This window comes from Massilia sp. Dwa41.01b (genome assembly GCF_014171775.1).
Lineage (GTDB): Bacteria > Pseudomonadota > Gammaproteobacteria > Burkholderiales > Burkholderiaceae_D > Telluria.
This window is the reverse complement of record NZ_CP050454.1, coordinates 1,343,702-1,368,019: the sequence shown is the minus strand read 5'-3', so window position 1 is coordinate 1,368,019 and position 24,318 is coordinate 1,343,702. Positions and strand designations below refer to the sequence as shown.

Here is a 24,318-nt window from a genome sequence, read left to right as displayed (position 1 = left end):
GATGAAAGCACTTGCACCAAGACACACATTGGGAAGAACTTTGATTAGGCTGCAAATTATATCCTGTTCCGGGGCATGCTGCAATCGCCATACCATTATATAAACGCGCAAACAACAGGCGCGCACGATGGCATGGCGGCAACGGTGTGGCAGGTATGCGGGGAGCATGGTAGAGCCGGCAACACCCACTGAACTGGCCCGGAAACCGTAGGGTGGAGTCCCGACTCCACGCGGCATCACCCTTCGATCTGCGGAACCGTCATCAGCACGGACACGCACTGTGGCCAGGCAATCCCAAATGAGGCTGCTTCTCCGAACTTCAAGCAGCAAACGCGACAAACGTAGGGTGGGCATTCATGCCCACGCTGTCATCCATTCGAGCACCAGCGACGGTGCACGCCGGGTGACCGCGTGGGCACAGGTGCCCACCCTACGCGAAGCCAAGGCAGATGCTTAACCCCGACGTCCGCGACGTGGCAGGCCATGCTCCGAACCGCGCGGACCCTGGCCGCCACGACGTCCACCGCCACCGGTGCCGGCAAAGCCGAACGTGGTCTGCAGCGGATCGGGCTGGCGCGGACGGCTGCTGCCGCCATTGCCACCGCTACCCGGACGGCCGGATGCAGCGCCGCCGAAGCCGCCGGCATTGGCGCCACGGCCCTTGCCGCCCGTCGGACGGCCGGCAGGCGCCGCACCGGCACGCGGCGGCGCACCGACGCGTGCCACCGGCGGGCCGTATGGATCGACGTTGCGGTTGGCGTCGGCGCGGTCGATGCGGTTGCCGTCGGAGCGGCGCGCATCATCCTGCCCCTTGCCCTGCCCCTTGGCGCCCTTGCCCTTGCCTGCGCCCTGGCCCGCGTCGCCGCCCTTCTTCTCGATGCCGAAGGCCGTCATGAAGTTGCGCACGTCGTTTTCTTCCAGCTCTTCCCAACGGCCGCGCTTCAGGCCGGAAGGCAGCGTCATCGCGCCATAGCGGGTACGGATCAGGCGTGACACCGTCAGGCCCACCGCTTCGAACATGCGGCGCACTTCGCGGTTGCGGCCTTCGCCGATGACCACGCGATACCACTTGTTGATGCCTTCGCCACCGCCATCGACGATCTTGGTGAAGGCCGCCTTGCCGTCGTCGAGATCGACACCGGCCAGCAGCTTCTGGCGCATGCCCTCTTCCAGCTCGCCCAGCGTGCGCACGGCGTATTCGCGGTCGATGTTGTAGCGCGGGTGCATCAGGCGGTTCGCCAGGTCACCCGAGGTGGTGAACAGCAGCAGGCCCTCGGTATTGAAGTCGAGGCGGCCAACGGCCAGCCATTTGCCGGTCTTCATGGTCGGCAGGCGGTCGAACACCGACGGGCGGCCTTCCGGATCGTCATGGCTGACGATCTCGCCGGCCGGCTTGTGGTACACCAGCACGCGCGGCGGCTTGTTGTTGTTCACCTTGCGCTGGATCAGCTTGCCGTTGATGCGCACGGCATCGGTCGGCAGGATGCGCTGGCCGATATGGGCCGGCTCGCCGTTCACCGACACGCGGCCGGCGACTATCAGTTCTTCCATGTCGCGGCGCGAACCGAGACCGGCTTCGGCCAGCACCTTGTGCAGCTTGGGCGCGTCGTCGTCCGCGGTCAGGTCGCGGCGGGCCGGCCTGGCCTTCTGCTGGCCCTGGCCGCCGTCGTTGGCATCGAAGGCATCGGAGGTGACAAAGGAGAACACGGCATCGGCGTCGTTCGCCTTGCCTGGCCGCGTTTTGCCGTTCTGTGCCCGGTCGCCGCCCTTGCCGGCCTTGCCGCCAGCCTGCCCCTGTTGGCCGCGGTTACCCTGCTGGCCCTGCTGGCCCTGCTGGCCCGCACCCGCAGCATTCTTCTGGCCACCCTTCTGATTCTTCCCTGTGCCCTTGCCCTGACGCGGCTCGCGGCGCGCGTCCTGCGGCTGGCCGGCTGCCTCGATCGACTCGGGGGCCGCTTCGGCAACAGCGTCGGCTGCGGCCACAGGCTGCGGCTGGCGCGCTTCGCGCCCGGCACGCTGCTCGCGCATCTGGCGCGGGCCGCGCGGCTTGCGCTGGCTCGCATCCTGGCGCGGCGCCTCGCCGGCTTCACCCGCCTCGGCTGCGGGCGCAGTGGCCGGGGCCGGCGCTGCGGCCGGGCTATCGACCGCAGCGACGGCCCTGGCCTTGCTCGCGCGCGGCTTGCGCGCCGGCGCGGCCGGCTCGGCAGCTGGCGCGGCGTCAGGGACTTCGCTCACGGCAGCGGCGGCCTTGCTGCGGCGCTTCGGCTTCTCGGCCGGTGCAGCATCGGCAGCGACAGCAGGTGCGGCGTCCTTGACCGCGGAGGCCGCACGGGTGCGGCGCTTCGGCTTGGCCGCGTCCTCCGGGCCCGCAGCGGCAGGGTTGGTCTCGGTGGTGTCAGTTGGATTCATCATTCGTTTCGTTGTTGTGCTGACCGGGTACCGAGCTTGAGTCCGGTTGAGGGTCATGAATCGGAACTTCAACGGGTGAAGTAAGGTGTTCGTCATCGGCGGCCGCGCTGGCATCCGCCTTCTCAAAATTCTGTTGCAGCGCCGCTTCCAGCGCCTCCAGGCTGCGTCCGTCCTGGGCATCGGCAATGCTGTCGAGCGGCGGCAATTGCCCGAGCGACGCAAGACCGAGGTCGTCCAGGAATTGCTTCGTCGTGCCCAGCAGGGCGGGCCTGCCGACCACTTCGCGGTGGCCGACGACATCGATCCAGCCACGGTCTTCGAGCAGCTTGATGGTCTGCGAGTTCACTGCGACGCCGCGGATTTCCTCGATGTCACCGCGCGTGACGGGCTGGCGGTAGGCGATGATCGCCAGCGTCTCGAGCGTGGCCCGCGAATATTTCGGCGGCTTTTCGGGCGAGATACGGTCGAGATACGGTTTCATCTCGGGCCGGCTCTGGAAACGCCAGCCCGACGCCAGGCTGACGATCTCGATGCCGCGGTCCTGCCAGTCGTGCCGCAATTCCTCGAGAAGCAGCTTGAGGGTATCGAAGCCGACACCGGCGCCGAGCTGGCGGCCATTCGCATCGACATCGGCAAACAGCTTTTTCATGCCGTGCAGGGTCATCGGCTCGCGCGCGCATAGCAAGGCGGTCTCGAGGACGCGCTTGGCCTCATCAGTCTTCATTCTCGATGTCGTCAGCTCGATGCCAAAGAAAAGCTCAATAAAACTATCCGCCCGGCGGACGGTCGGCGGACGCCTGGACGGCGCCGGCTACGCCAATGGCGCAGGCCTCGCGATCTGAACGCGATTCGCGGTACGGCTCACGCCACGACTGGTTGAAACAGGAATTCGTGGCCCGCGCTTGGACGCGCCGGGCGACAATACCGTGGCGGGACAGGACCCGGCCACGTGGCTGCCTGCGTGCCAGGCGGACAACCGTTGTGAAAGTCAAGCGAAACGCGGGCCGGGCATGCGGCTTCGAGGCGTGGCTCGTGGGCGCACCATGGCGGCAATCGACATCGTTTCTTCCAACTGCAAACCATTGTAACCGATAAAACACGGGAACGGCCATTTGCGCAAGGGGCGCAGCCGGAATTGGCCTCGGGCCGAGACGTCAAGACGACAGTTTTTCCGCCAGAATCGCCGATACCCCAAGAAATGCCGGATATTCTGCCGTGATCACGTAGGTCGGCACCGCTGCCAGCCAGGAAGAGAAGCGGCCCTTCTGTTCGAAGCGCGCGCGGAACGGCGACTGCGCGAAGCGCTCGCCGAGGCGAGGCACGATGCCGCCGCCGATGTACACGCCGCCCGGGCGCCGAGCGTGACGGCCAGGTTGCCCGCCACGGTGCCGAGCATCCCGCAGAAGACGTCGAGCACCTGGCCCGAGAGCGCGCATTCGCCGGCCAGGGCGCGGCGCGAGATCTCCGGTGCCGCCAACGAGGCGGCCGGAAGGCCCTGCACATTGGCCAGCGCGCGGTAGATCAGTTCGACACCGGCACCGGACAGGAAGCGTTCCGCCGAGACGTGCGCGAATTCGGTCCAGGCGTATTGCAAGATGGCCACTTCAAGGGGATTGGCGGGCGCGAAGGTAACGTGGCCGCCTTCGCTGCACAAGGCGGTCCAGCTGGCGCCGGCAGGCACCAGCCCTGAAACGCCCAGGCCGGTACCAGCGCCGAGCAGGCCCAGCGGCGCACTGGCGCGGGGAGCGCCGCCGCCAACCTGCACCTTGTCGCCATCGCGCAGGTGCGGCAAGGAGCGCGCCAGCGCCGTGAAATCGTTCACCACCAGCAGGGTTGCCAGGCCGAGCTCCTGGCGCAGCGCATCGATCGAGAACTGCCAGTGATGGTTGGTCATGCGCACCTGATCGCCATCGACCGGATTGGCGATCGCAACGGCTGCATGCTGCACCTCCCCCAAGGCCGCCACCTCGGGAGCGGCCAGGTAAGCGCGCATCGCGTCCGCCAGCGACGCATGGTCGGCACAGCCGAGCACCCGTACCGCTTCGACACACCCAGCCTGGCGCTCGATGGCAAAGCGCGCATTGGTGCCGCCGATGTCGGCCAGCAGGCGGGGAGTATCGAAGACGCCGGCGTCGCGGGCAGTGGTTACGGGCAGGGAAGCAGTCATTGCGGCAAAAATTCGGGGGATGCCCAAGCTTACTGGATTTCTTTGCTCACTTACAAGGAAATTTTGTAGTTTAGGTACAAGCCCAGCTGCACATACACGACAACCACGCTGGAACCGCAAGTAGTACAGCTACGCGTAGGGTGGGCGGCTCCACCCGAGCATGTGCACTTCGGCAAAGTGAGCGCCGCCCACGCGTTCAATCCAAGCCAGCATGGCCCGCGCACATCAAGAAAGGAAAGAGAAATGCGTGCACCCTGCGCCGCATGAGCGCGTACGCGGTTTGAACGCGTAGGCGGCAAAGAAGCCGCGTTGATGCAGCTCGCCGGGTCGAGCCGCCTCGCCGGCCGCGCCTACCCTACGCCACCCTCACCTCGCCCTGAGCCTGGCGATGCGCATTCCACGCATCCAGCCCACCCTGCAGCGGCCGCGCCCGGTGAAACCCGTTGGCCAGGAATTCCTTCGCGACCTGGGCGGCGCTGACGTCGTCCGGACAGCTGCAGTAGACGACGATATGGCGCTCACGGTCGAGCGTCGCCATCCATTGCCCCGGCGGGCAGGCTTTGTACAGGAGCGCGCCGGGAATGGCGGCGTCGAGTGCCTGGGCCGTCGCGCTGCGGGCATCGATGATGAGCGGATCGTGCCCGGCCGCGATCAGGTCCATCAGCTCGGCAACCCCAATGCGGGCGATGCCCAGCGCCGCGTGATGGCGGCGGCGCTCGACATATTTATAGGCAACGAAGAGCGCCAGCAAACCGCCCAGCACCATCAGCGCGGTACTGCCCATCGTTTCCAGGCTGGCCAGCACGCGGTCGACGCTGTCGTGGAACACGGCGCCGACGGCAATACCGCTGCCGCCCCACAGCAGCGCGCCGGTCGCGGAAAAGCCGAGGAAGCTGCGCGTGCCCGTGCCGAGCGCGCCCGACATCGGCGCGGCAATCGTATTGAAGCCGGGGACGAATTTCGATACAAGCAGCGACTTGGCGCCGTAGCGCCTGAAACGGTCCTCGGTCTGGTTGACGCAGGAGTCGGGCGAGAGCGAGATGCGGCACAGCAGGCGCAGCACGCGCTTGCCGTAATAGCGCCCGGCGCGGAACCAGAAATAGTCGCAGATCAGGCAGGCCAGCAGCACCGCCAGCAGCGACAGTTGCCAGTTGCCGCCGCCATCGACCGCCAGCGCGCCGGCCACGACCAGGACGGGAAAGGCCGGGATCGGCAGGCCGAACTGTTCCAGCAGCACCGTGCCGAAGACGATCAGGACGCCGTATTGCTGGATCAGGAGGGAAAGCTGGGACATCCGTTCATGGTAGCCCAATTCCCTTTCCCCGGCTGGGCACTGCCCCTTTTACGCAACGGTTTCGCCCGCACTGACTAGGCGCTGCGAGGAATGGCCGCCAGCAGGGACTGGGTGTAGGGATGCTGCGGATTGCGGTATAGCGCGTCCGAATCGGCCATTTCCACCACGCTGCCGTGGTGCATCACCATGACCCGGTCGGCGATGTAGCGCACCACCGACAAATCGTGGGAAATGAAGATGTAGCTCATCTTGTACTCGTCCTGCAGGTCCTGCAGGAGATTGAGCACCTGGGCCTGCACCGACACATCCAGCGCCGAGACGGACTCGTCGCAGACGAGGATTTCCGGCTTCATCGTCAGGCAGCGGGCAATTGCGATGCGCTGGCGCTGGCCGCCGGAAAACTCGTGCGGGTAGCGCCCGTGGGCCGCGGCGGGCAAGCCGACGCGTTCGAGCAGCGCATGCGCCATCCGCATGCGTTCGCCGTCGTCGGCACCGATGCCGTGGATGCGCATCGGTTCCAGCAGGATCTGGCCAACCGTGAAGCGCGGATTGAGCGAGGCATATGGATTCTGGAACACGATCTGAATGCGCCGTTTATAGGCCTGGAAATCGCGGTCCGACATCGATACCAGGTCGCGCCCATCGAAGAGCGCGCTGCCGCCGGTGGCACGATGCAGCCGCAGCAGGGTCAGGCCGACCGTGGTCTTGCCCGAGCCCGACTCGCCGACCACGCCCAGCGTTTTTCCGCGGGGCAGCGTGAACGACACATCCTTCACCGCCTGGAATTCGCGCTTGCCGAACAGGCCCTCGCGCAGCCAGAAGCTTTTCTGCAGGTTTTTTACTATCAGTACGTTCTCGTCGTCCGGCGCATACCCGCGCGTGCGCTCCGGTAACGCGATCCCTGTCCCGCCATGCCCGCCCAGGAAGTCGTCGATGGTCGGCAGGCGCAGCGGCCGCGCGTCCAGCTTCGGGCGGCAATGCAGCAAGGCGCGCGTGTAGGCGTCGCGCGGCTGCCTGAAAACCTGGGCAGCCGTGCCCTCTTCGCGCACTTCGCCGTGGCGCATGACGATCACGCGGTCGGCGATCTGCGCCACCAGACCGAGGTCGTGGGTGATGAACAGCACCGCCATGCGGTGCTTCTTTTGCAGGCTGGCGATCAAGTCCATGATCTGCTTCTGGATCGTCACGTCGAGCGCCGTGGTCGGCTCGTCCGCGATCAAGAGCTTGGGCTCGCAGGCAATGGCCATCGCGATCATGACGCGCTGCTGCTGCCCGCCCGACATCTGGTTCGGGTAGGCGCCGATCTTGTTGGACGGATCGGGAATCCCGACCTCTTCCAGCAGTTCAAGGGTGCGCGCCCGTGCCTGGCGCCTTCCCATGCCCATGTGCAGGCGCAGCACTTCGCCGATCTGGAAGCCGACCGTGAACACCGGGTTGAGCGAGGACATCGGCTCCTGGAAAATCATCGCGATGTCCTTGCCGCACAGGCGGCGCCGTTCGGCTGTCGGCAGCCCGATCAGTTCGCGACCATCGAAACGCACGCTCGAACCGGGGTCGACGATCGTCGTCTCCGCCGGCAGCAAACCCATCACCGCGAGCGAACTGACCGATTTGCCGCTGCCCGATTCGCCTACCAGGGCCACGGTGGCGTCAAGCGGCACATCAAACGAAACGCCCTTGATGGCCTCGACCGTATTCTTCTTGTCGACACGGAAGGCAATGCGCAGGTCGCGTACCTGCAGCAGCGGCGGGGTTGGCATGGTCATCGCGCTCATTTCAGTTTGGGATCGAGCGCATCGCGCAGCGCGTCGGTGAACAGCGAAAACGCCGTCACCAGCAGCGCCATCGCACCGGCGGCGGCCGTCAGCTGCCACCACTTGCCGAGGATTAACTCATTCTGCGCCTCGTTGAGCATGCTGCCCCAGGACACGGTACCGACCGGCACGCCGAAGCCGAGGAAGGACAGGATCACCTCGGCCTTGATGAAGCCCACCACCAGGATCGACACCTGCACCAGGGCCACGTGCGAGACGTTCGGGAAAATGTGCGAAAACATCTTGCGCCAGTTCGAAGCGCCGATCGCATCCGCCGCCAGCACGTATTCGCGTGCCTTGTGCTTGATGTATTCGGCGCGCATCAGGCGGTAGGGTCCGGTCCAGCCGGTCAGGCCCAGGATCAGCACGATCGTCGTCACGCCCTTCTGCTGCAGCACGGCCGCCACCGTGAGGATCATCAGGATCGAGGGAATCGAGGTAAAAATGCTGTAGAACCAGTTGAAGAAATCGTCGACCAGGCCGCCATGGAATCCGGACAGCGCGCCGAACAGCGTGCCCAGCGCCACCGCCAGGAAAGCCGCCACCAGGCCGACCACGATCGAGGTCTCGCCGCCCTTGACCGTTTTCTTGAGGATATCGTGGCCCCATTTGTCGGCGCCGAAGGTCAGCGTCAAGGCTTTCGGGCGCGGCGGGTGCGTGCGCCGCACCTGCGCCTTGAGCGCCTCCAGTTCGGCCGCCAGCGGGTCGAAGGCGTTCGGCGGCACGGGCTCCGGCGGCCGGGCCAGCGCCACGGTGGCGGGATCGGCGCCCACAAACGTCGGCGGCGCGTAGTTCACCGCCACCTCCTCTTCCCAATCGGCGGCGACCATGCCGGCAGCAGACAGCGCCAGCGTCAGCAGGAACAGGACGACCACTGCCAGCGCGGCCAGCGCCAATCTGTCGGCGCGCAAGCGGCGCCAGGCAAGTGCCCACAGGCCGGGCGACACGGCGTGCTGCTGCATGGCGCCCATCATTTCAGCTGCACCCGTGGATCGACCGCCCCGTAGAGCAGGTCGGCCAGCAGATTGAATACCATCGTTGCGGCCGCGACATACACGGTGATGGCTTTGATCACCGGAAAATCGCTGCGTTCGACGGCCAGGATCACTTCGCGGCCGATGCCGGGAATGCCAAAGAAACGCTCGAGGAGAAAGGCCCCGATCAGGAGCGCCGGCAGATTCGCCATCACGTGCGTGATGATGGGAATGGCGGCGTTGCGCAGCACGTGCACCCAGACGATGCGGCGCTCGCTCAGACCCTTGGCGCGCGCCGTGCGCACATAATCCTGGTTCGCTTCATCGAGCACGAAGCTGCGGTACAGGCGCAAGGTGGGCGCGATCGATACCGCCAGGCCAATGATGATCGGCAGCAGCGCATAGTGCAGCAGGTTTTCACCCAGGCTGGCGCCCCAGCCCTGCACCGGGAACAGTCCAAGCTTGTAGGCGAAGAAATACTGGAACACGATGATGTAGACCAGGATCGAGATCGACATTCCCACCGTGCACGCTACCATCACCGCGCGGTCGGTCAGCGAGCCGCGCACGAAGGCGATGGCCAGGGCCAGCGCGATCCCGAACAGGGTTTCGAGCACGGTCAGCGGCACCAGCACCGTCAGCGACGGGCCAAGGCGGCTCGCGATGATGTCCGCCACCGGCTCGCCCGTGCTCCAGGCGTTGCCGAAATCAAAGGTCACGATCTGCTTCAGGAAAATCCCCAGCTGCACCCAGGCCGGCTGGTCAATGCCGAGCTGGGCGCGGATGTTGGCGATCGCCTGGGCATCGGCCATCTTCCCGGCCAGCAGATAGGCCGGGTCGCCGCCCACCCAGTTGAACAGCACGAAGACGAGCACGATCACGCCCGCCATGGTCGGCAGCATCTGCCACAGCCGCCTTAGTATGTAAGCCAACATGAAGCCGTCCTGTGCCACGGGCCCTGCCCGCCCGGCTTTGGTCAAAAGGCGTAACGATAACGCAAATGCAGGAAGGCGAACGCGAGGCTGCGGCCGGGCGATCCGCCGTCTTTCATGTCTGTCCGTTTCGCTTACTCGGCATCCCCGCGCAGGCGGCGCTGGCGTACCGCGGCTGCCAGCCCTTCCAGCACCCCGACGCTGGTATCCCAGTCGATGCAGCCGTCGGTGACCGACTGGCCGTAAGTCAGTTCCTGCCCCGGCACCAGGTCCTGGCGTCCCGCCAGCAGGTGCGACTCGACCATCACGCCGACGATGCGCCCCTCGCCGCCGGCAACCTGGCGCGCGATATCGGCACACACCGGCACCTGGTTCTGCGGATTCTTGCTGCTGTTGGCGTGCGAGGCGTCGATCATCAGGCGGCTGGCCAGCCCGTTCGCGGCCAGCTGGCGGCAGGCCTCCTCGACGCTGGCGGCATCGTAGTTCGGCGTCTTGCCGCCGCGCAGGATGATGTGGCAATCCTCGTTGCCGGCGGTCGAGACGATGGCCGAATGGCCCCCTTTCGTCACCGACAGGAAATGGTGCGGCTGCGAGGCCGCCTTCATGGCGTCGGCCGCGATCTTGATGTTGCCGTCGGTACCGTTCTTGAAGCCGACCGGACAGGACAGGCCGGACGCCAGCTCGCGGTGCACCTGCGACTCGGTGGTGCGCGCGCCGATTGCGCCCCAGCTGATCAGGTCGGCGATGTACTGCGGGCTGATCACGTCGAGGAATTCTGTGCCGGCGGGCAGGCCCATCTCGTTGACCGCGCGCAGCAGCTCGCGTGCCATGCGCAGGCCGTCGTTGATGCGGAAGCTGTTGTCCATGTAGGGGTCGTTGATCATGCCCTTCCAGCCCACCGTCGTGCGCGGCTTCTCGAAATAGACCCGCATCACGATCTCGAGTTCGCCTGCAAAGCGCCGGCGCTGTTCGGCCAGGCGCCGCGCATACTCGAGCGCCGCTTGCGGGTCGTGGATCGAGCACGGGCCGATCACGACCATCAGGCGGTCGTCCTGGCCGTGCAGGATGCGGTGCAGGGCCACGCGCGACGCGCTCGCGGTCTCCTCTGCCGCGGCGGTCACCGGAAACTCGCGGATGAGGTGCGAGGGCGGCGTGAGTTCCTTCATTTCGCGGATGCGTAGGTCGTCGGTGCGGGGCATGCGGTCACTCCGTGGATGGGTCTGAAATAAAAAAACCGCCATCGCTGGCGGTTTCTGGTTGTTCGGTCGGGTCTCTTTGTTGCGTGAACCTGCCGCTATTCCACCGCCTGGGGGCCGGAATGGCGAAACCAAAAATAGCAGGTAAAGAAGGCAGCGTGGCGCATGGACGGATCCGAAAAAGGTCAAAACGACTATACCGCCAAGTCGTGAGCATTGGCAAGGCTTTTTGTCCACGGCCCGCCGGGCGGCTGCACCGCGGATTTCACCGTCCCCGCCCCTGTTGCCGGCAAGCGGTTGCGTTAAACCGACAGTCCTCCCGACGGCTGACCGACGATTGAGAGATATCAGACAGGCCATTATCAGTAATGCAAAAGTCAGGACAAGCCCCCGTCCGGCAAGCGTTCTTCTTGTGTGCAATCAATTTCTTTTCGTCTAGCACATGAGATGCATCAACCGCGGCCCAGGACCGGGATTTTCATTTGACCTGGAGTCCTGACATGATTGAAACACTGTTATCCCGATCGGTCCGCCGCCTGTTCGCCGGCAGCGGCGCGATCGGCCTGGCGCTGATCGCCACTCCCGGCGCGCAGGCCAGGAAGCGGCCGAGCGGCCGGTCGCGCGTGGTCGTTACCGGCAGTAATATCCGCCGCGCCGAAGCCGAAACCGCCTCGTCGGTGCTGACCGTCAACCGTGCCGACATCGAGCGCTCGGGCAAGAGCACCGTCTCCGAATTGCTGCAGACCCCGGCGGTGGACAACCGGGCTCGGTGCCGACCACCTTCGGCAACGGCTTCGCCGCCGGCGCCTCGGGCATCTCGCTGCGCGGCCTGGGTACCGCGTCCACCCTGGTGCTGCTCAACGGCCGCCGCATGGCGCCGTATGGCCTGGCCGACGACGGCCAGAAAGTCTTCACCGACCTGAACGTCATCCCCACCGACGCCGTCGACCGCATCGAAATCCTGAAGGACGGCGCCTCCGCCATCTACGGTTCCGATGCCATTGCCGGCGTCGTCAATATCATCCTGCGGCGCGACTTCAAGGGCACCACGGTGCGCGGCGCCCTCGGCATCACCCAGGAGTGGGACGGCGAGGAACAGAACCTGGCCATCACCCATGGCTTCGGCGACCTCGATGCCGACCGCTACAACGTGCTGCTCAATTTCGAGTTCAAGCGCCTGAACGACATCTGGCTGCGCGACCGCTCGGACCGCCGCTACATCGGCCGCATCGACCTGCGCCAGTGGGGCTACTCGGCCCAGGAAGCGCTCGGCGGCACCGGGGCGATCACCGGCAACAATGCCGCCGGCAGCGCCATCAACGGCAACGTGCGCAACCCGGCCACCCTCGATTACTTCAACCGCGGCAGCCTCGACCCGGCATCCGGCTTCACCCGCACCTTCCCCGGCGCCGCCTGCGCGAACTTCACCAGCCACCCGCAGGGCGACCCCGGCGGCGGCTGCCTGATCGACTCGACGCTGGCCTACAACCAGATCCAGCCCGAGCAGGAAAACTACAGCCTGTTCGGGCGCGGCACCTGGCGCATCACGCCCGCCATCGAAGGCTACGCCGAGCTGAACCTGTACAGCAGCCAGTCCTCGTCCTCGACCACCCCGAGCACCGTCAGCGCCAACGTCGGCTATCCCGGCGGGCCAGTCAGCAACGCCGGCGTGCGCCTCGGTCCCAACCATCCCGACAACCCCTACTTCGGCACGGCCGCGCGGCTGCGCTACCTGACCGGCGACGTCGGCCCGCGCGTCTCGAACATCGACGCCTTCTTCGTACGTGCGCTGGCCGGAGTCAAGGGAAGCGTCGCCGGCTGGGAGTACGACACTTCTCTCCTGTTCTCGCGCAACACCGTCTCCAACGAACGCTATGGCCAACTGCAGCGCGACGTCGCTTTCGCCCTGCTCGACCCCAGTGCCGCCAACATCGCGGCGGCGCTGGCCACCAGTCCGGCCTACGCCGCGCTGCCGATAGGTAGCGTCTGGCGTATCGGCGAAAACGCCGGCCTCAACAGCCCGGCCCTGTACGCGGCGCTCGCCGATGATCTCGAACGACGCCCAGACCAAGATCGTCCAGGGCGACGTCAAGGCCACGCGCGAGTTCGGCAAGCTGGCCGGCGGCGCCATCGGCGTCGCGGTGGGCGCCGAATGGCGGCGCGAGGAAACCGAGTTGCAACCCACCACTGGCACCGAGCGCGGCAACGTGATCGGCCTGGGCTACCCGCCTATCGCGGTTCGCGCAACGTCTTCGCGCTGTACGGCGAGGCGCTGGCGCCCGTGCTGCCGGGCCTGGAAGTGACCGGCGCATTGCGCTGGGATCATTTCACCGATGTCGGCAATTCCTGGACGCCGAAAGTCGGCGTCAAATGGCAGCCGATGCGCCAACTGGCCCTGCGCAGCACGTTTGCGCGCGGCTTCCGTGCGCCGAGTGCGGCCGAAAACGGCGTCGGCGGCCTGGCGGCGTTTTCCACCGCCGAGGATCCGCTGCGCTGCAACCCGGGCGTGGAAACGGCCTGCGATCCGGCGGCGATCGCCGTCATCACCTCGCCCAACCCGGCACTGGAACCGGAGCGTTCGCGCAGCCTGAACTTCGGCATCATCTGGGATCCACTGCCGCGTACCAGCATTTCGGTCGACTTCTGGCAGATCAAGCGCAAGAACGAGATCAACCAGGAACTGACCGATGTCGCCATTGCCCGCGGCCAGGTCGCACGCGATCCCAGCACGGCCCAGGCAGGCATCCCGGGCGACCCCGGCGCCATCACGGCCGTGCTGGCGAACTACGTGAACTCGGCCTCGACCAAGGTGCGCGGCATCGACCTCGACGCCCGCCACACGTTGCGCCTGCCTGGCGACTGGGGCAACCTCCTGCTCGACGGAAAATGGACCTTCCTCGACAAGTGGCTGCGCACCGAACAGGACGGCAGCGAGCGCGACTTCGCCGGTACCCATGGCAATTGCGACGTCACCAACTGCATCGGCACGCCCGACCACCGCATCAACCTGCGGGCAGCCTGGGACCGTGGCGACTGGCGCGTGGCGCTCAACGCCAACTACCGCGGGCCGATCGACAACGTCCTGTTCAAGGGCGACCCGGACGGCTGCGCCAGCCACTTCGCCAACGGCCAGGATGCGCCGAGCGGCTGCGAACTGCCCTCCTTTACCACCTTCGACCTGGTACTGCGCTGGAAGCCGCGGCCGGGCTGGGAAGTGTTCGGCACGATCGAGAACCTGTTCGACAAGGTAGCGCCGCTCGATCCGCTGACCTATGGCGCGCAGGCCTATAACCCGCTCGACTACCTGGGCGCGGTCGGACGCACCTTCATGGTGGGCGCCCGCTACACCTTCTGAGTGCGGCAAGCGGCCCGTGCAAGTCGTTCGGGCCGCGATGATCGGTCGCGGTGGTGGGCCATGGTGGCGGGCCGAAGTCGGGCCCGAAGTCCGGCCAGAAGCCGGGCCGAAGTCGGGGCCGCGGTGGTAAGCCCCAGTGGTGGACCTCTGTGGTGGGCCGCAGTGGTGGGCCCCTGTGGTGGCTGCGACTGCGGTAATGGGCTGCTGCGGCGGGCGGCGGGTCGCGGCCGTCGCTGCGGGCGACGGTCAGCCGCCGCGGTACGCAGTTGCCGCCCACGTCATCGTTGCGCCGGGCGAAGCGCCGGCAGCGGCAATGCCGGACCTACTGCCGCGCTCCCGGTCACCCACCTGCCTCAGGCCCACAAGGATTTGTGGCGCGCATGTGACGTCTTCCCCCATGCATCGCCTGTCGCGCCGCACTGCTTCGACAAAACCCGCTCTTTTTTGTGTGAAGTCACCCGAATCATGGGTCGCGATGCAAGACTCGTTTCGTCACCCGCAGCGCCGATGCACGTCTCTGTCGTTGGTCACTCCGCGCACGACCATGGCGAGCGGGCACAAGGAAAGCACGCATTACCGATCAAGGCAAGCACACATAACCGATACCAGGAGCCGGAAATGAATGAAACCATCTTGTCCCGTTCCCTGCGCCGGCTGTTCGGCGCGGCGGCTGGCCTGAGCCTGCTTGCGGGCCCGTTCGCCATGGCACAGGAAATGGCTGGCGACCAGCCGATCCAGCGCGTCGAAGTGACGGGTTCCTCGATCAAGCGGATCGCGGCCGAAACCTCGCTGCCCATCACGACCATCCGTGCGGCGGACTTCGCCAAGCAGGGCCTGACGACCGCACAGGACGTGCTCAATACCATCCCGATGAATCAGACCTCGACCGTCGGCTCCTCATCCGTCGGCGCCGGCACCGGCGGGCGCGCCGTGGCCGACCTGCGCGGCCTGGGTGGCGACAAGACCCTGGTGCTGCTCAATGGCCGGCGCCTCGCGAACCACCCGTATTTCGCCGACACCGTCGACCTGAACATCATCCCGATCGCCGCGCTCGAGCGCGTCGAGGTCTTGCGCGACGGCGCCTCGGCCATCTACGGTACCGACGCCATCGGCGGCGTGATCAACTTCATCACCAAGCGCACGGTCAAGGGGAGTGCCCTCACGGTGGAAGGCTACGAGCCGCTGCGCCGCGGCGGCGGCAACGAACAGCGCATCAATCTGTCCGGCGGCTGGGGCGACCTGAACCGGGATGGCTACAGCATGTTCGGCGTGCTCGACTACCACCAGCAAAGCGCCCTGCGCGCGACCGACCGCAGCTTTTCGCGGACCGGCGTGCGTCCGGAACGTGGCATGAACGAAATCAGCCGCACCACCTTCCCGGCGAACTTCTTTTCCGACCTCGGCATTGCCGGCAACCCATATTTTGCCAGCGCTTGCCAGCCGCCGGGTGCGGCATCGCGGACCCGCTCGGACACCGCGCCCGCCACCGACGAACCGGTCTGCGAATTCGACTACACCCAGTACGTCGACAACATCCCGGAAACGCGCCAGTACAGCGCCATGGGCAGGATCAACCGGCAGCTCACGCCGAACCACCTTGCCAGCCTGGAATTCGTCTGGGGCCGCAGCACCAACGAGGCACGGGTGGCGCCACCACCGCTGTCGAACATCGGCGTCACCATGACGTCGGCCAGTCCCTATTATCCGGGCAACGGCATTGTCCCTGCCTTCCCGGGTCTGACGGGCGAAAACCTCGACATCAGCTGGCGTCCCACCGAAACCGGCGGCCGGCTCAACAAGGACAGCAGCAGCACCGCGCGCCTGCTCGCCAGCCTGGAAGGGACACTCGCCGGCTGGGACTACAACGCCTCGATCTCGCACTCGCTGGGCCGGGCGCGCAGCATTTTCGATGGCGGCTACGTGATCGACCAGCGCGTCATCGAAGGTGTGGCCGCCGGCATCCTGAACCCGTTCGGGCCGCAAAGCGCTGCGGGCGCGGACTACCTGCAAAACTCGCTGCTGCTGGGCGAATACCTGCACGCGCGCATCAACAGCAGCGCCGTCGACGCCCGCGCCAGCCGCGACCTGATGACCCTTCCGGGCGGTCCGCTCGGATTCGCCATCGGTGCCGAGTTCCGCCGCGACCGCGCCAAGTACTTCGTCAACCGGGCACTGGCCTCGCAAGCCTCGAGCTCGGGCTCGGCCGATGCCCAGGACCAGTCGGGCCAGCGCAGCATCGGCGCCCTGTTCAGCGAACTGAACGTGCCCGTCATCCGCGACCTGGAACTGAACTTCGCCGCACGTTACGACCACTACAGCGACGTCGGCGGCAGCTTCAATCCGAAAGTGTCCCTGCGTTACCAGCCGACCCGCCAACTGCTGGTGCGCAGTTCGTTCAACAAGGGCTTCCGGGCCCCCACCCTGTTCGACCTGTTCGGCCCGCAGACGACCACCAACAGTTCGGACACCTACAACGATCCGGTACTGTGTCCCGGCGGCACGCCGATACCCGGCGCCAATCCGAACATCGTCTGCGAGCAGCAGCAGAACATCCGCGGCGGCGGCAATCCCAACCTGCAGCCGGAACGGTCGCGCACCTGGAGTGCCGGGATCGTGCTGGAACCGATTCCCTCGCTGACGCTATCGGCCGACTACTGGAACATCCGCCTGAAGGACCAGATCAGCGCGCTGGCGGAACAGACCATTTTCGGCAACTTTCCGAAATACCAGAACCTGTTCGTCTACGACGCCAGCGGCACGCGCCTGAACTACGTGCTCGATATCACCAGCAACCTCGGGGAAGTGCGCACGCGCGGGCTCGACCTGTCGCTGCTGTACCGGCTGCCGCGCAGCCCGATCGGCAACCTCAGCCTCTCGATCGACGGCACCTACGTCAACAAGTACGACTACCAGAACGAGCGCGGCGGTCCTTACACCGAGAACGCCGGACGCTATGCCGACGCCACGCCCGTGTTCCGCTGGCGCCACAACCTGCTCGTAACGCTCGTCCGGGGCGACTACACCTTCAACCTCTCGAACCGCTACATGTCGCACTACCAGGACCAGAACACGGCCGTCGCGCCCGAGTTCGCCAACAATGTCGGGCACTACTCGACCTGGGCGCTGTCGACGACTTTCACGGGCAACAAGCAGTTCGAGCTGACGGCCGGCATCAAGAACCTGTTCGACGAGGAGCCGCCGTTCACCAACCAGGTGACGAATTTCCAGCTCGGCTACGATCCGCGCTACACGGATCCACTGGGGAGGACAGTGTATGCGCGCCTGACCTACAAGTTCTGAGACGTAGGGTGGGCGGGTCCCCCGCCCACGCGTTCAACAGGCTGTCGGTATCTTGCGGAACTGAAGATCGTCGGGCGCACCGCCGTAGGGTGGGCACTTTGTTGAGATCGTCCCCCGACCATCTCAACTGCCCACGCGGAACGATGCGTAGGCGGGCACGCAATGGTAACCGCCAGCGGCTGCATCGACGCTGCGCGTTCAAACGAGTTAACAGGTGCAGGCTTGCGCGTGGGCTCGGGGCGCCCACCCTACCGAGGACAGGCAAAAAAAATGCCCGGCAATGCCGGGCATGTCATCAACGCGACAAGGGCAAAAGCTCAGGCCGTCCCGCCCACCGTCACCCCATCGATACGCAGGGTCGGCTGGCCGACGCCCACCGGCACGCTCTGGCCTTCCTTGCCGCACACGCCGACACCCGAGTCGAGCGCCATGTCGTTGCCGATCATCGAGATGCGGTTCATCACCTCCGGGCCATTGCCGATCAGGGTCGCGCCCTTCACCGGATAGGTGATCTTGCCGTCCTCGATCATGTAGGCTTCGCTGGCCGAGAACACGAACTTGCCGTTGGTGATGTCGACCTGGCCGCCGCCGAAATTGACCGCGTACAGCCCGTTCTTCACCGATGCCAGGATTTCCGCCGGGTCCTTGTCGCCGGCCAGCATGTAGGTATTCGTCATGCGCGGCATCGGCAGGTGGGCGAACGATTCGCGGCGGGCGTTGCCCGTCACCGGCATCTTCATCAGGCGCGCATTCATCGTGTCCTGGATATAGCCCTTCAGGATGCCGTCTTCGATCAGCGTCGTGCACTGGGTAGGATTGCCCTCGTCGTCCATGTTGAGCGAACCGCGGCGGTCCTGCAGGGTGCCATCGTCGACCACGGTGACGCCCTTGGCAGCGACGCGCTGGCCGATCATGCCGGCATAGGCCGACGAGCCCTTGCGGTTGAAGTCGCCCTCCAGGCCATGGCCGACGGCTTCATGCAGCAGCACGCCGGGCCAGCCAGGTCCGAGCACGATGGTCATCGGACCGGCCGGGGCCGGACGGGCGTCCAGATTGACGACGGCCGACTTGACGGCTTCCTCGGCATAACGCTCGAGCAGCTCGTCGCTGAAGTAGCCGTAGTCGTAGCGTCCGCCGCCGCCCGAGGAACCGGTCTCGCGGCGTCCGTTCTGTTCGGCAATGACGGTCACCGAGACGCGCACCAGCGGGCGGATGTCGGCCGCCAGTACGCCGTCGCTGCGCACCACGAGCACCACGTCGTATTCGCCGGCCAGGCCCGCCATCACCTGCACCACGCGCGGGTCCTTGGCACGTGCTATCTTTTCCACGCGCTCGAGCAGGCGCACCTTGGCGGTGGCGTCGAGCGAGGCAAGCGGATCGTTCGGCAGGTAGAGCGAACGTCCGCCGGTGGGCGTGGTGCTCGCCGCCACCTTCACGCGGCCGCTGCCAGCGCGCGCGATCGTGCGCGTGGTCGCGGCCGCGTCGAGCAGGGCGATCTCGGAAATCTCGTCCGAATACGCAAATGCCGTCTTCTCCCCGGAGATGGCGCGCACGCCCACACCCTGGTCGATCGAGAAGCTCCCGGTCTTGACGATGCCCTCTTCCAGGCTCCAGCCTTCGCTCTTGGTGAACTGGAAGTACAGGTCGGCATAGTCGACCTTGTGGGTGAACATCGTTCCCAGCGTGCGCAGCAACTTGCCTTCGTCAAGGCCGAACGGCGTCAACAGCACGTCACGGGCGACGGCCAGGGAAGAAAGGTTGGGTTCGAATGGAGTCATTTTGCGTTCGTGTCTCGTGTGGATGCGGGCATTGTGCCATATCCGTCCGGATCGCATCGCCCCCGGAAGGCGGACACGGGAGTGCCCGCGAAATCGGCCATCCGCAGGCCGCACTCTCGTTGCCGATTTACATCTTCCGATGACGCAAGGCCGGCAGGCTCTCGCGGACGCCGGCGAGATAAGCCGCGTCGAGCTGGCCCGTGACCACGCCCTCGCCTTCCGGCAGCACGGCCTGCACCTCGCCCCGTGGGTCGACCAGCATGCTGTGCCCGAAAGTGCGGCGGCCATTGGCGTGCACGCCGCCCCGGGCCGCAGCCAGCACGTAGCACTGGTTCTCGATGGGCGCGCACGCAGCAGGACTTCCCAGTGGGCGCGGCCGGTGGTGTGGGTAAAGGCGGCGGGCACCACGATCAGCGCGCACTCGCCCATTGCCCGGTAGAGTTCGGGGAAGCGCAGGTCGTAGCACACCGACAGGCCGACGCGGCCGAATGGCGCGTCGACAACGCCGACCGACGTACCCGGTACGATGGTGCGCGCCTCGTCGTAGGATTCCTCGCCCTTGTTGAAGCCGAACAGGTGAATCTTGTCGTAGCGCGTGACGAGCGCGCCTTGCGGGTCGTACACCAGTGTCGTGTTGAGCACGCGGCCCGGCTCGCCGGACACCAGGGGCAGCGTGCCGCCAATTAGCCAGATGCCGTGCTCGCGGGCCAGCGCAGCCATGCAGTCCTGGATCGGACCGCTGCCAAGCTGCTCGGCATGGCCGACCTTATCAAGATCCTGCATGCCCATGATCGGCCAGTATTCCGGCAAGGCCACCAGCGTCGCGCCGGCGGCGGCCGCTTCGCCGACCAGGCGGCGCGCGGTGGCGAGGTTTCCGTCCACCTCGGGGTGGACACCATCTGGATCGCAGCTACGCGGGTCATCGGGTCACTCCTTGTTCGCTTTGGCCGGCACGGGGGCGTCCGGCGGGTTGTCGAGTTTGGTAATGGTAGGCGATTTCCACGGTCCCGTAATCTGCATCTGGTAGGTCAGCGCCTTCATCACCGGTGCCCGCAGGAACAGCTGGGCCAGGTAAGAGCCGAGGCCGATGACGGGGTTGACGGCCAGCCCGTAGACCAGCGGCCCGGTGCCGAGGTTGAACTCGGGAATCACCACCACGCGCAGGTTGGTCGATTCGTTGGCGATGTCGGCCGTGCCTGCCATCAGTACCGTGGCGGCCACGCCATGCATCTTGAGGTTGTCGGTCTTGACCACGCCGCGGTTGACCATGGCATTGGCGCTGATGCCATCGAAAGCCAGCCCTTCGGAAAACACGTCATGGAAGTCGAGCTTGAGGAGGCGCGGCAGCATCTGCAGGCTGAGCACGCCGAGCAGCTTGGCCGCGCCCGGGTCTTTTTTCAGGAACTGGCCGCCCCCGACGTTCAGTTCGATCTGGCCCGACAGCGTCGGGATGTCGAGCGCATACGGCAGGCCGTTCCAGGACAGATCGCCCGAGAGCTTGCCCTTGCCACGGCGCAAAGTATCGGGAAAGCCCAGGCGGTCGAGCAGGCGTCCGGCGTCAAGGATGTCGAGCGTAAAGTTCATGCCGGTATTGCTCTTGCCGTCCTTGGTCAGCCAGCGTCCGGTCGCCTTCAGCTGGCCGTCGGGATTCGTGAGCGACAGGCGGTCGATGCGCCACTCCTTGCCGGCCAGCGCTTGCACGTTGCTCGCTTGCAGGTCGAGGCGGCCGAACTGCTTGTTGAACAGCTCGAAGCGTTCGGCAACGATGTCGAGCGCCGGAATGGAGGCACTGGCACCCTTGTTCGATTCGAGCAGGTCTTTGACTTCGGCGGCCTGCGATTCCGGAATCACGAGCGAGGCCAGGCGCGCGGTGACCTTGCCGACGCCCTGTCCCTGCCCTTCGCTCCAGGCGATGTGGCCCGAGGCCTGGCGCGATTGCAGGTTCGCCTGCCAGGTATTGCCGCGGTGGCTGGCGCCGACGACCACGTCGGCCATGCGGCGTTCGCCCACGAAGAGTTCGGTCGCGCGCGCCGCGATCGTCGTCGGCACCACGTACTGGGCGAAGTTCGGCCCGGGGCTCGAGCCCGCGGCAGCACCTTCGTGCTCGTCGCCGGCGATCGCCCGCCCGGCCGCCAGCCAGGCATCGACGTTCACCGACTTCATGTCGACGTTGATCATCATGCCGTCGTCCGGCTCGGGCGCCGGCACGTTGACCCCGATGCCGCCGCGTTCGACCGTCCAGGCACCGCGCGGCTGGCGGCTGCGCAGGTAGCGCGCCGCGACCGAATTGCCCAGCGTCAAGCGCAATTCGTCGCGCCCGACGCCGTCGACCGTCGGCGCGCCGTTCAGGACGAAGTGCAGCGGCAAGCTGTCGCCCTGCGGCTTGTTGAGCGGCGCCGGGAATTCCAGGCCGAGTCCGGCCAGGGTCGAATCGAGCGTGACGTTCAGCTGGTGGTCGCGATAACCGATCAGGCCGGCATAACGGGTGCTGCCCGACAGCTTGCCCGCCAGGCGCGCCATTGCCGGTGCCGGTGCGGTACGGCGCATGCCTTCGCTCGAGAAGGTGCCGGCAAGCCGGATCGCGATCGCACCGTCTTTCTGGGTGCCGCCCGACAGCGCCAGCGGCCCGCCGAGGAAATTGGCAGCGACCCCGTTCAGGTTGACGCCGCGCTCGTTGAACTCGACCTTGCCGAGGGCCGCTTGCAGCGGCGGCAGGTCGGGAAACAGGCTCACGTCGTTGTTCTGCAGCTGCAAGCCGCCCTGCACTTTGGTTTCGCGCAGGTTCGCCAGCGGCATCTGCAGTTTCAGCCCGAGGCGGGCGTCGCCGCTGCCGCGCGCATCCTCGGTGAAGTGGCCGATCCAGCCCAGCACCGGGCTGGCCGCGACGTAGCCGAGGAATTCCTGCAGCGGGCCGGCTGCCTCGCCGTCGATGTCGAGCACCATGTCGTGCGTGCCGAGCCTGGGCAGCGTCGCGCGCACGTTCGACAGGTTCAGGCCGAGCGTGCGCAGCGTCTCGCCGCGGATTTCCATGCGGTCGCGCTCGAACACGATGCTGCCGTTGATCGCTTCGGCCAGCGGCCACAGCACCTTGTTCTCAGGCGTACGGTGCCCCGGCGCGTATTCCAGCACCGCATTGTTCAGGCGGCCGGCCACGCGGAATTCGCCGCGCCCGCGTTCGGCCGGGTTGTCTGCACGGAAGGGGAAGCGCGACAGGTCGCCGCGCAGGCGCAGGCGCACGTCGTCGAGGGTGCCCCCTGCAGCGCCGCCGACAGCCAGCCGCGCAAGCCTTCCGGCGTGACCAGCGGCAGGTAGCGCCCGACCTGGGCGATCTGGAAGCCGCCGAGCGTGCCTTCGAAGTCGGCCACGCCCGGACCGTGCCCGGGCTCGAGCGGCAGTTGGTGATTACCCGACAGGCTGCCGTGCAGCTTGCCCCGGACGAATTCGAGCTTGTCGAGCTCGACCAGCAACTGGCGGCCGGGCTGGTAGCGCCAGCGCGCCTGCAGCCCGAGGTGGTCGAGCGGCAGGGTCGGGTCGGCGAACCAGGCCGGCAGGTGCAGGGCCAGCGCGCTTGAATCGAGCGTGATGCTGCCGCCGGCGTCGGTGGCGTCGATGGCGCCCGACAGGTTGCTAAAGCCGGGCAAGGCCGGGAAGGCCGCCTGTGCCGGCGTCCCCGGGGTCGCGGCGACGGCCGGACGCGCCGCCTGCGGCTGCAGGCTCAGGCCGGCAACGCGGCCCTGACGCGATAGCCCGCCAGGCGCGGGTACTGGCCATCCCGGGAAGCGGAAAAATCGAGCAGCTGGCCGCGCGGCGCGAAGTCGGCCAGGGCGCGCCGCTGCAGCGCCGACAGCGGCAACTGCGCCGCCAGTTCCGCCAGCGCGGCCAGGTCGACCTGGCGTGCCTGCACCTGCACCCGCTGCGGCTTGCCCCGCGCGCCGGCGTGAAGACTTCGGTCAGGGTGGCCGGCGGCAGCGCACGGCCGTCGCCTGTGACGACGCGGAAATTGTCCAGGCTGATGGTATGGCCGTTGGCGCCGAAAGTGGGCTTGCCGTCGGCCACGCCCGGCACCGGGGGGCTTCGCTGGCCGACAGGCGGCCCGACACGCGTGCCAGCGCCAGCGGCGGCAGGTCGGGCTTGACGCGGGCGGCGACGTCGGCCAGTGCCAGGTCGGCGGTAAAGCCGGCCAGGGCGCGTTGTCGAGCGTGATCCAGGTGCGCAGCGAACCGCGTCCCTGGCTCAGCTGGAAGGGATAGTCGAGGTATTGCTTCCAGGCCGCCAGGTCGGCCGCGCGCAGGTCGGCATACAGTTCGCCCTTCCAACGCGACATGTCGGAGACGCGCCCGCCGAAGCGCGGATGGGCGAAGCGCGCGCGCACGTCCAGCGGCTGCGCCAGCGCGCTTGGGGGCGTCGCCTTCAGGGCGAAGCGGTGCGTGGTCCAGCGGTTCTGCAGCACCGGGGTGACGTCGCGCAGGGCTAGCGGCGGCGCGGCGCGCAGGCCGTCGGTCCAGTCGATGCGCCCTTCGCGAATGACGATCTCGCGCTGGCGGAACACCCAGTCGCCGCCCGGTCCGCCCTTGTCTTCCTTCGTGTCGATGCGCATGCCGGCCACGTGCAGGGCGCCATCGGGGCCGCGCCGCACGTCCAGCTGGGGGCGGATCAGCTCGAGCGTCTCGAAGCGCGGTTCGGCCGCGACCACGCTCCACCAGGAGAACGTCGCCGACACCGAGGGCAGCGCCAGCAGCCTGCGGCCGGCCTTGTCGGTCAGGGTGACGTCGCCCAGGAACAGCGAAGGATTCAGGCCGCTCCAGGATGCATAGATGCGGGCGATCGCGACCTGGTTGCCCAGCGCACGGCTGGCGGCGCGTTCGATGTCGTCCTTGTACAGGTCGATATTCGGGAGAATGGCGTAGCGCAGTGCCAGGAACAGCAGGCCGAAACCGAAATACACGAGCAGCGCCAGCTTGACGGTGAATCCGAGTACGTGGTGCGAAGCGAGGTTTGCGTAGCGGTAGGCGGCGCGCAGGCGCCGCCAGCGCTCGGCCAGCGGCACGTGCGCTGCGCTCGCCTGCGGTTCCGGATTGTGCATCAAGGTGCTAATAAAA

14 protein-coding genes and 2 pseudogenes are annotated in these 24,318 nt (G+C 66.7%); 3 read left to right on the top strand and 13 right to left on the bottom strand.

Going from position 1 to position 24,318, the window contains the following annotated elements; genetic code table 11:
• Positions 1-453: 453 nt before the first annotated feature.
• From rluB to aroG, 8 genes and pseudogenes are all read right to left on the bottom strand, one after another.
• Positions 454-2,409, bottom strand: coding sequence for a 23S rRNA pseudouridine(2605) synthase RluB (gene rluB / locus G4G28_RS06190; protein WP_183108140.1), 1,956 nt, complete (start codon positions 2,407-2,409; stop codon positions 454-456).
• Positions 2,396-3,133 (bottom strand): SMC-Scp complex subunit ScpB, encoded by a 738-nt coding sequence (gene scpB / locus G4G28_RS06185; RefSeq protein WP_182991279.1) that lies wholly within the window; start codon positions 3,131-3,133, stop codon positions 2,396-2,398. The genes rluB and scpB overlap by 14 nt, the downstream gene beginning before the upstream one ends.
• A 433-nt stretch (positions 3,134-3,566) precedes the next feature.
• Positions 3,567-4,576 (bottom strand): annotated as a pseudogene (locus tag G4G28_RS06180) (glucokinase); the annotation flags it as partial.
• Between the two features lie 355 nt (positions 4,577-4,931).
• The gene (locus G4G28_RS06175; protein WP_182991278.1) at positions 4,932-5,870 is read right to left on the bottom strand and encodes a DedA family protein/thiosulfate sulfurtransferase GlpE; all 939 of its coding nucleotides are present in this window, start codon (positions 5,868-5,870) and stop codon (positions 4,932-4,934) included.
• Between the two features lie 74 nt (positions 5,871-5,944).
• Positions 5,945-7,645, bottom strand: a complete 1,701-nt coding sequence (locus G4G28_RS06170) for an ABC transporter ATP-binding protein (RefSeq protein WP_182991277.1) — start codon at positions 7,643-7,645, stop codon at positions 5,945-5,947.
• Positions 7,642-8,646, bottom strand: coding sequence for an ABC transporter permease (locus tag G4G28_RS06165; RefSeq protein WP_374039767.1), 1,005 nt, complete (start codon positions 8,644-8,646; stop codon positions 7,642-7,644). Before G4G28_RS06165 ends, G4G28_RS06170 begins: the two co-directional genes overlap by 4 nt.
• 8 nt (positions 8,647-8,654) lie before the next feature.
• Complete coding sequence (locus G4G28_RS06160) at positions 8,655-9,593, bottom strand: ABC transporter permease (RefSeq protein WP_182991276.1); 939 nt, start codon at positions 9,591-9,593, stop codon at positions 8,655-8,657.
• A 131-nt stretch (positions 9,594-9,724) separates the two neighbouring features.
• Positions 9,725-10,789, bottom strand: coding sequence for a 3-deoxy-7-phosphoheptulonate synthase AroG (gene aroG, locus G4G28_RS06155; RefSeq protein WP_182991275.1), 1,065 nt, complete (start codon positions 10,787-10,789; stop codon positions 9,725-9,727).
• A gap of 497 nt (positions 10,790-11,286) precedes the next feature.
• Here aroG and G4G28_RS25325 point away from each other — a divergent pair, with 497 nt between their 5' ends.
• The 3 genes from G4G28_RS25325 to G4G28_RS06145 all read left to right on the top strand — a co-directional run bounded on the left by G4G28_RS25325 (position 11,287) and on the right by G4G28_RS06145 (position 17,441).
• Positions 11,287-11,709 carry a hypothetical protein gene (locus tag G4G28_RS25325; RefSeq protein ID WP_229507909.1) on the top strand — a complete coding sequence of 141 codons (423 nt, stop codon included), beginning with the start codon at positions 11,287-11,289 and terminating at the stop codon, positions 11,707-11,709.
• Positions 11,601-14,141 carry a TonB-dependent receptor domain-containing protein gene (locus G4G28_RS06150; protein ID WP_229508059.1) on the top strand — a complete coding sequence of 847 codons (2,541 nt, stop codon included), beginning with the start codon at positions 11,601-11,603 and terminating at the stop codon, positions 14,139-14,141. The genes G4G28_RS25325 and G4G28_RS06150 overlap by 109 nt, the downstream gene beginning before the upstream one ends.
• A gap of 618 nt (positions 14,142-14,759) precedes the next feature.
• Positions 14,760-17,441, top strand: coding sequence for a TonB-dependent receptor (locus G4G28_RS06145; RefSeq protein ID WP_183108139.1), 2,682 nt, complete (start codon positions 14,760-14,762; stop codon positions 17,439-17,441).
• 317 nt (positions 17,442-17,758) lie between these two features.
• On the opposite strand, the gene tldD is transcribed toward G4G28_RS06145, so the two are convergent.
• The 5 genes and pseudogenes from tldD to G4G28_RS25310 form a co-directional block, all read right to left on the bottom strand.
• Positions 17,759-19,219 (bottom strand): metalloprotease TldD, encoded by a 1,461-nt coding sequence (gene tldD / locus G4G28_RS06140; protein ID WP_183108138.1) that lies wholly within the window; start codon positions 19,217-19,219, stop codon positions 17,759-17,761.
• Between the two features lie 127 nt (positions 19,220-19,346).
• Positions 19,347-20,142 (bottom strand): annotated as a pseudogene (locus tag G4G28_RS06135) (carbon-nitrogen hydrolase family protein).
• Between the two features lie 4 nt (positions 20,143-20,146).
• Positions 20,147-22,456 carry a YhdP family protein gene (locus G4G28_RS25320; protein ID WP_229507908.1) on the bottom strand — a complete coding sequence of 770 codons (2,310 nt, stop codon included), beginning with the start codon at positions 22,454-22,456 and terminating at the stop codon, positions 20,147-20,149.
• On the bottom strand, positions 22,357-22,860 hold the full coding sequence (locus G4G28_RS25315; RefSeq protein WP_229507907.1) for a hypothetical protein: 504 nt from the start codon (positions 22,858-22,860) through the stop codon (positions 22,357-22,359). Before G4G28_RS25315 ends, G4G28_RS25320 begins: the two co-directional genes overlap by 100 nt.
• A gap of 74 nt (positions 22,861-22,934) precedes the next feature.
• Positions 22,935-24,302: a hypothetical protein gene (locus tag G4G28_RS25310; RefSeq protein ID WP_229507906.1), complete on the bottom strand. Its 1,368-nt coding sequence runs from the start codon at positions 24,300-24,302 to the stop codon at positions 22,935-22,937.
• Positions 24,303-24,318: the final 16 nt, after the last annotated feature.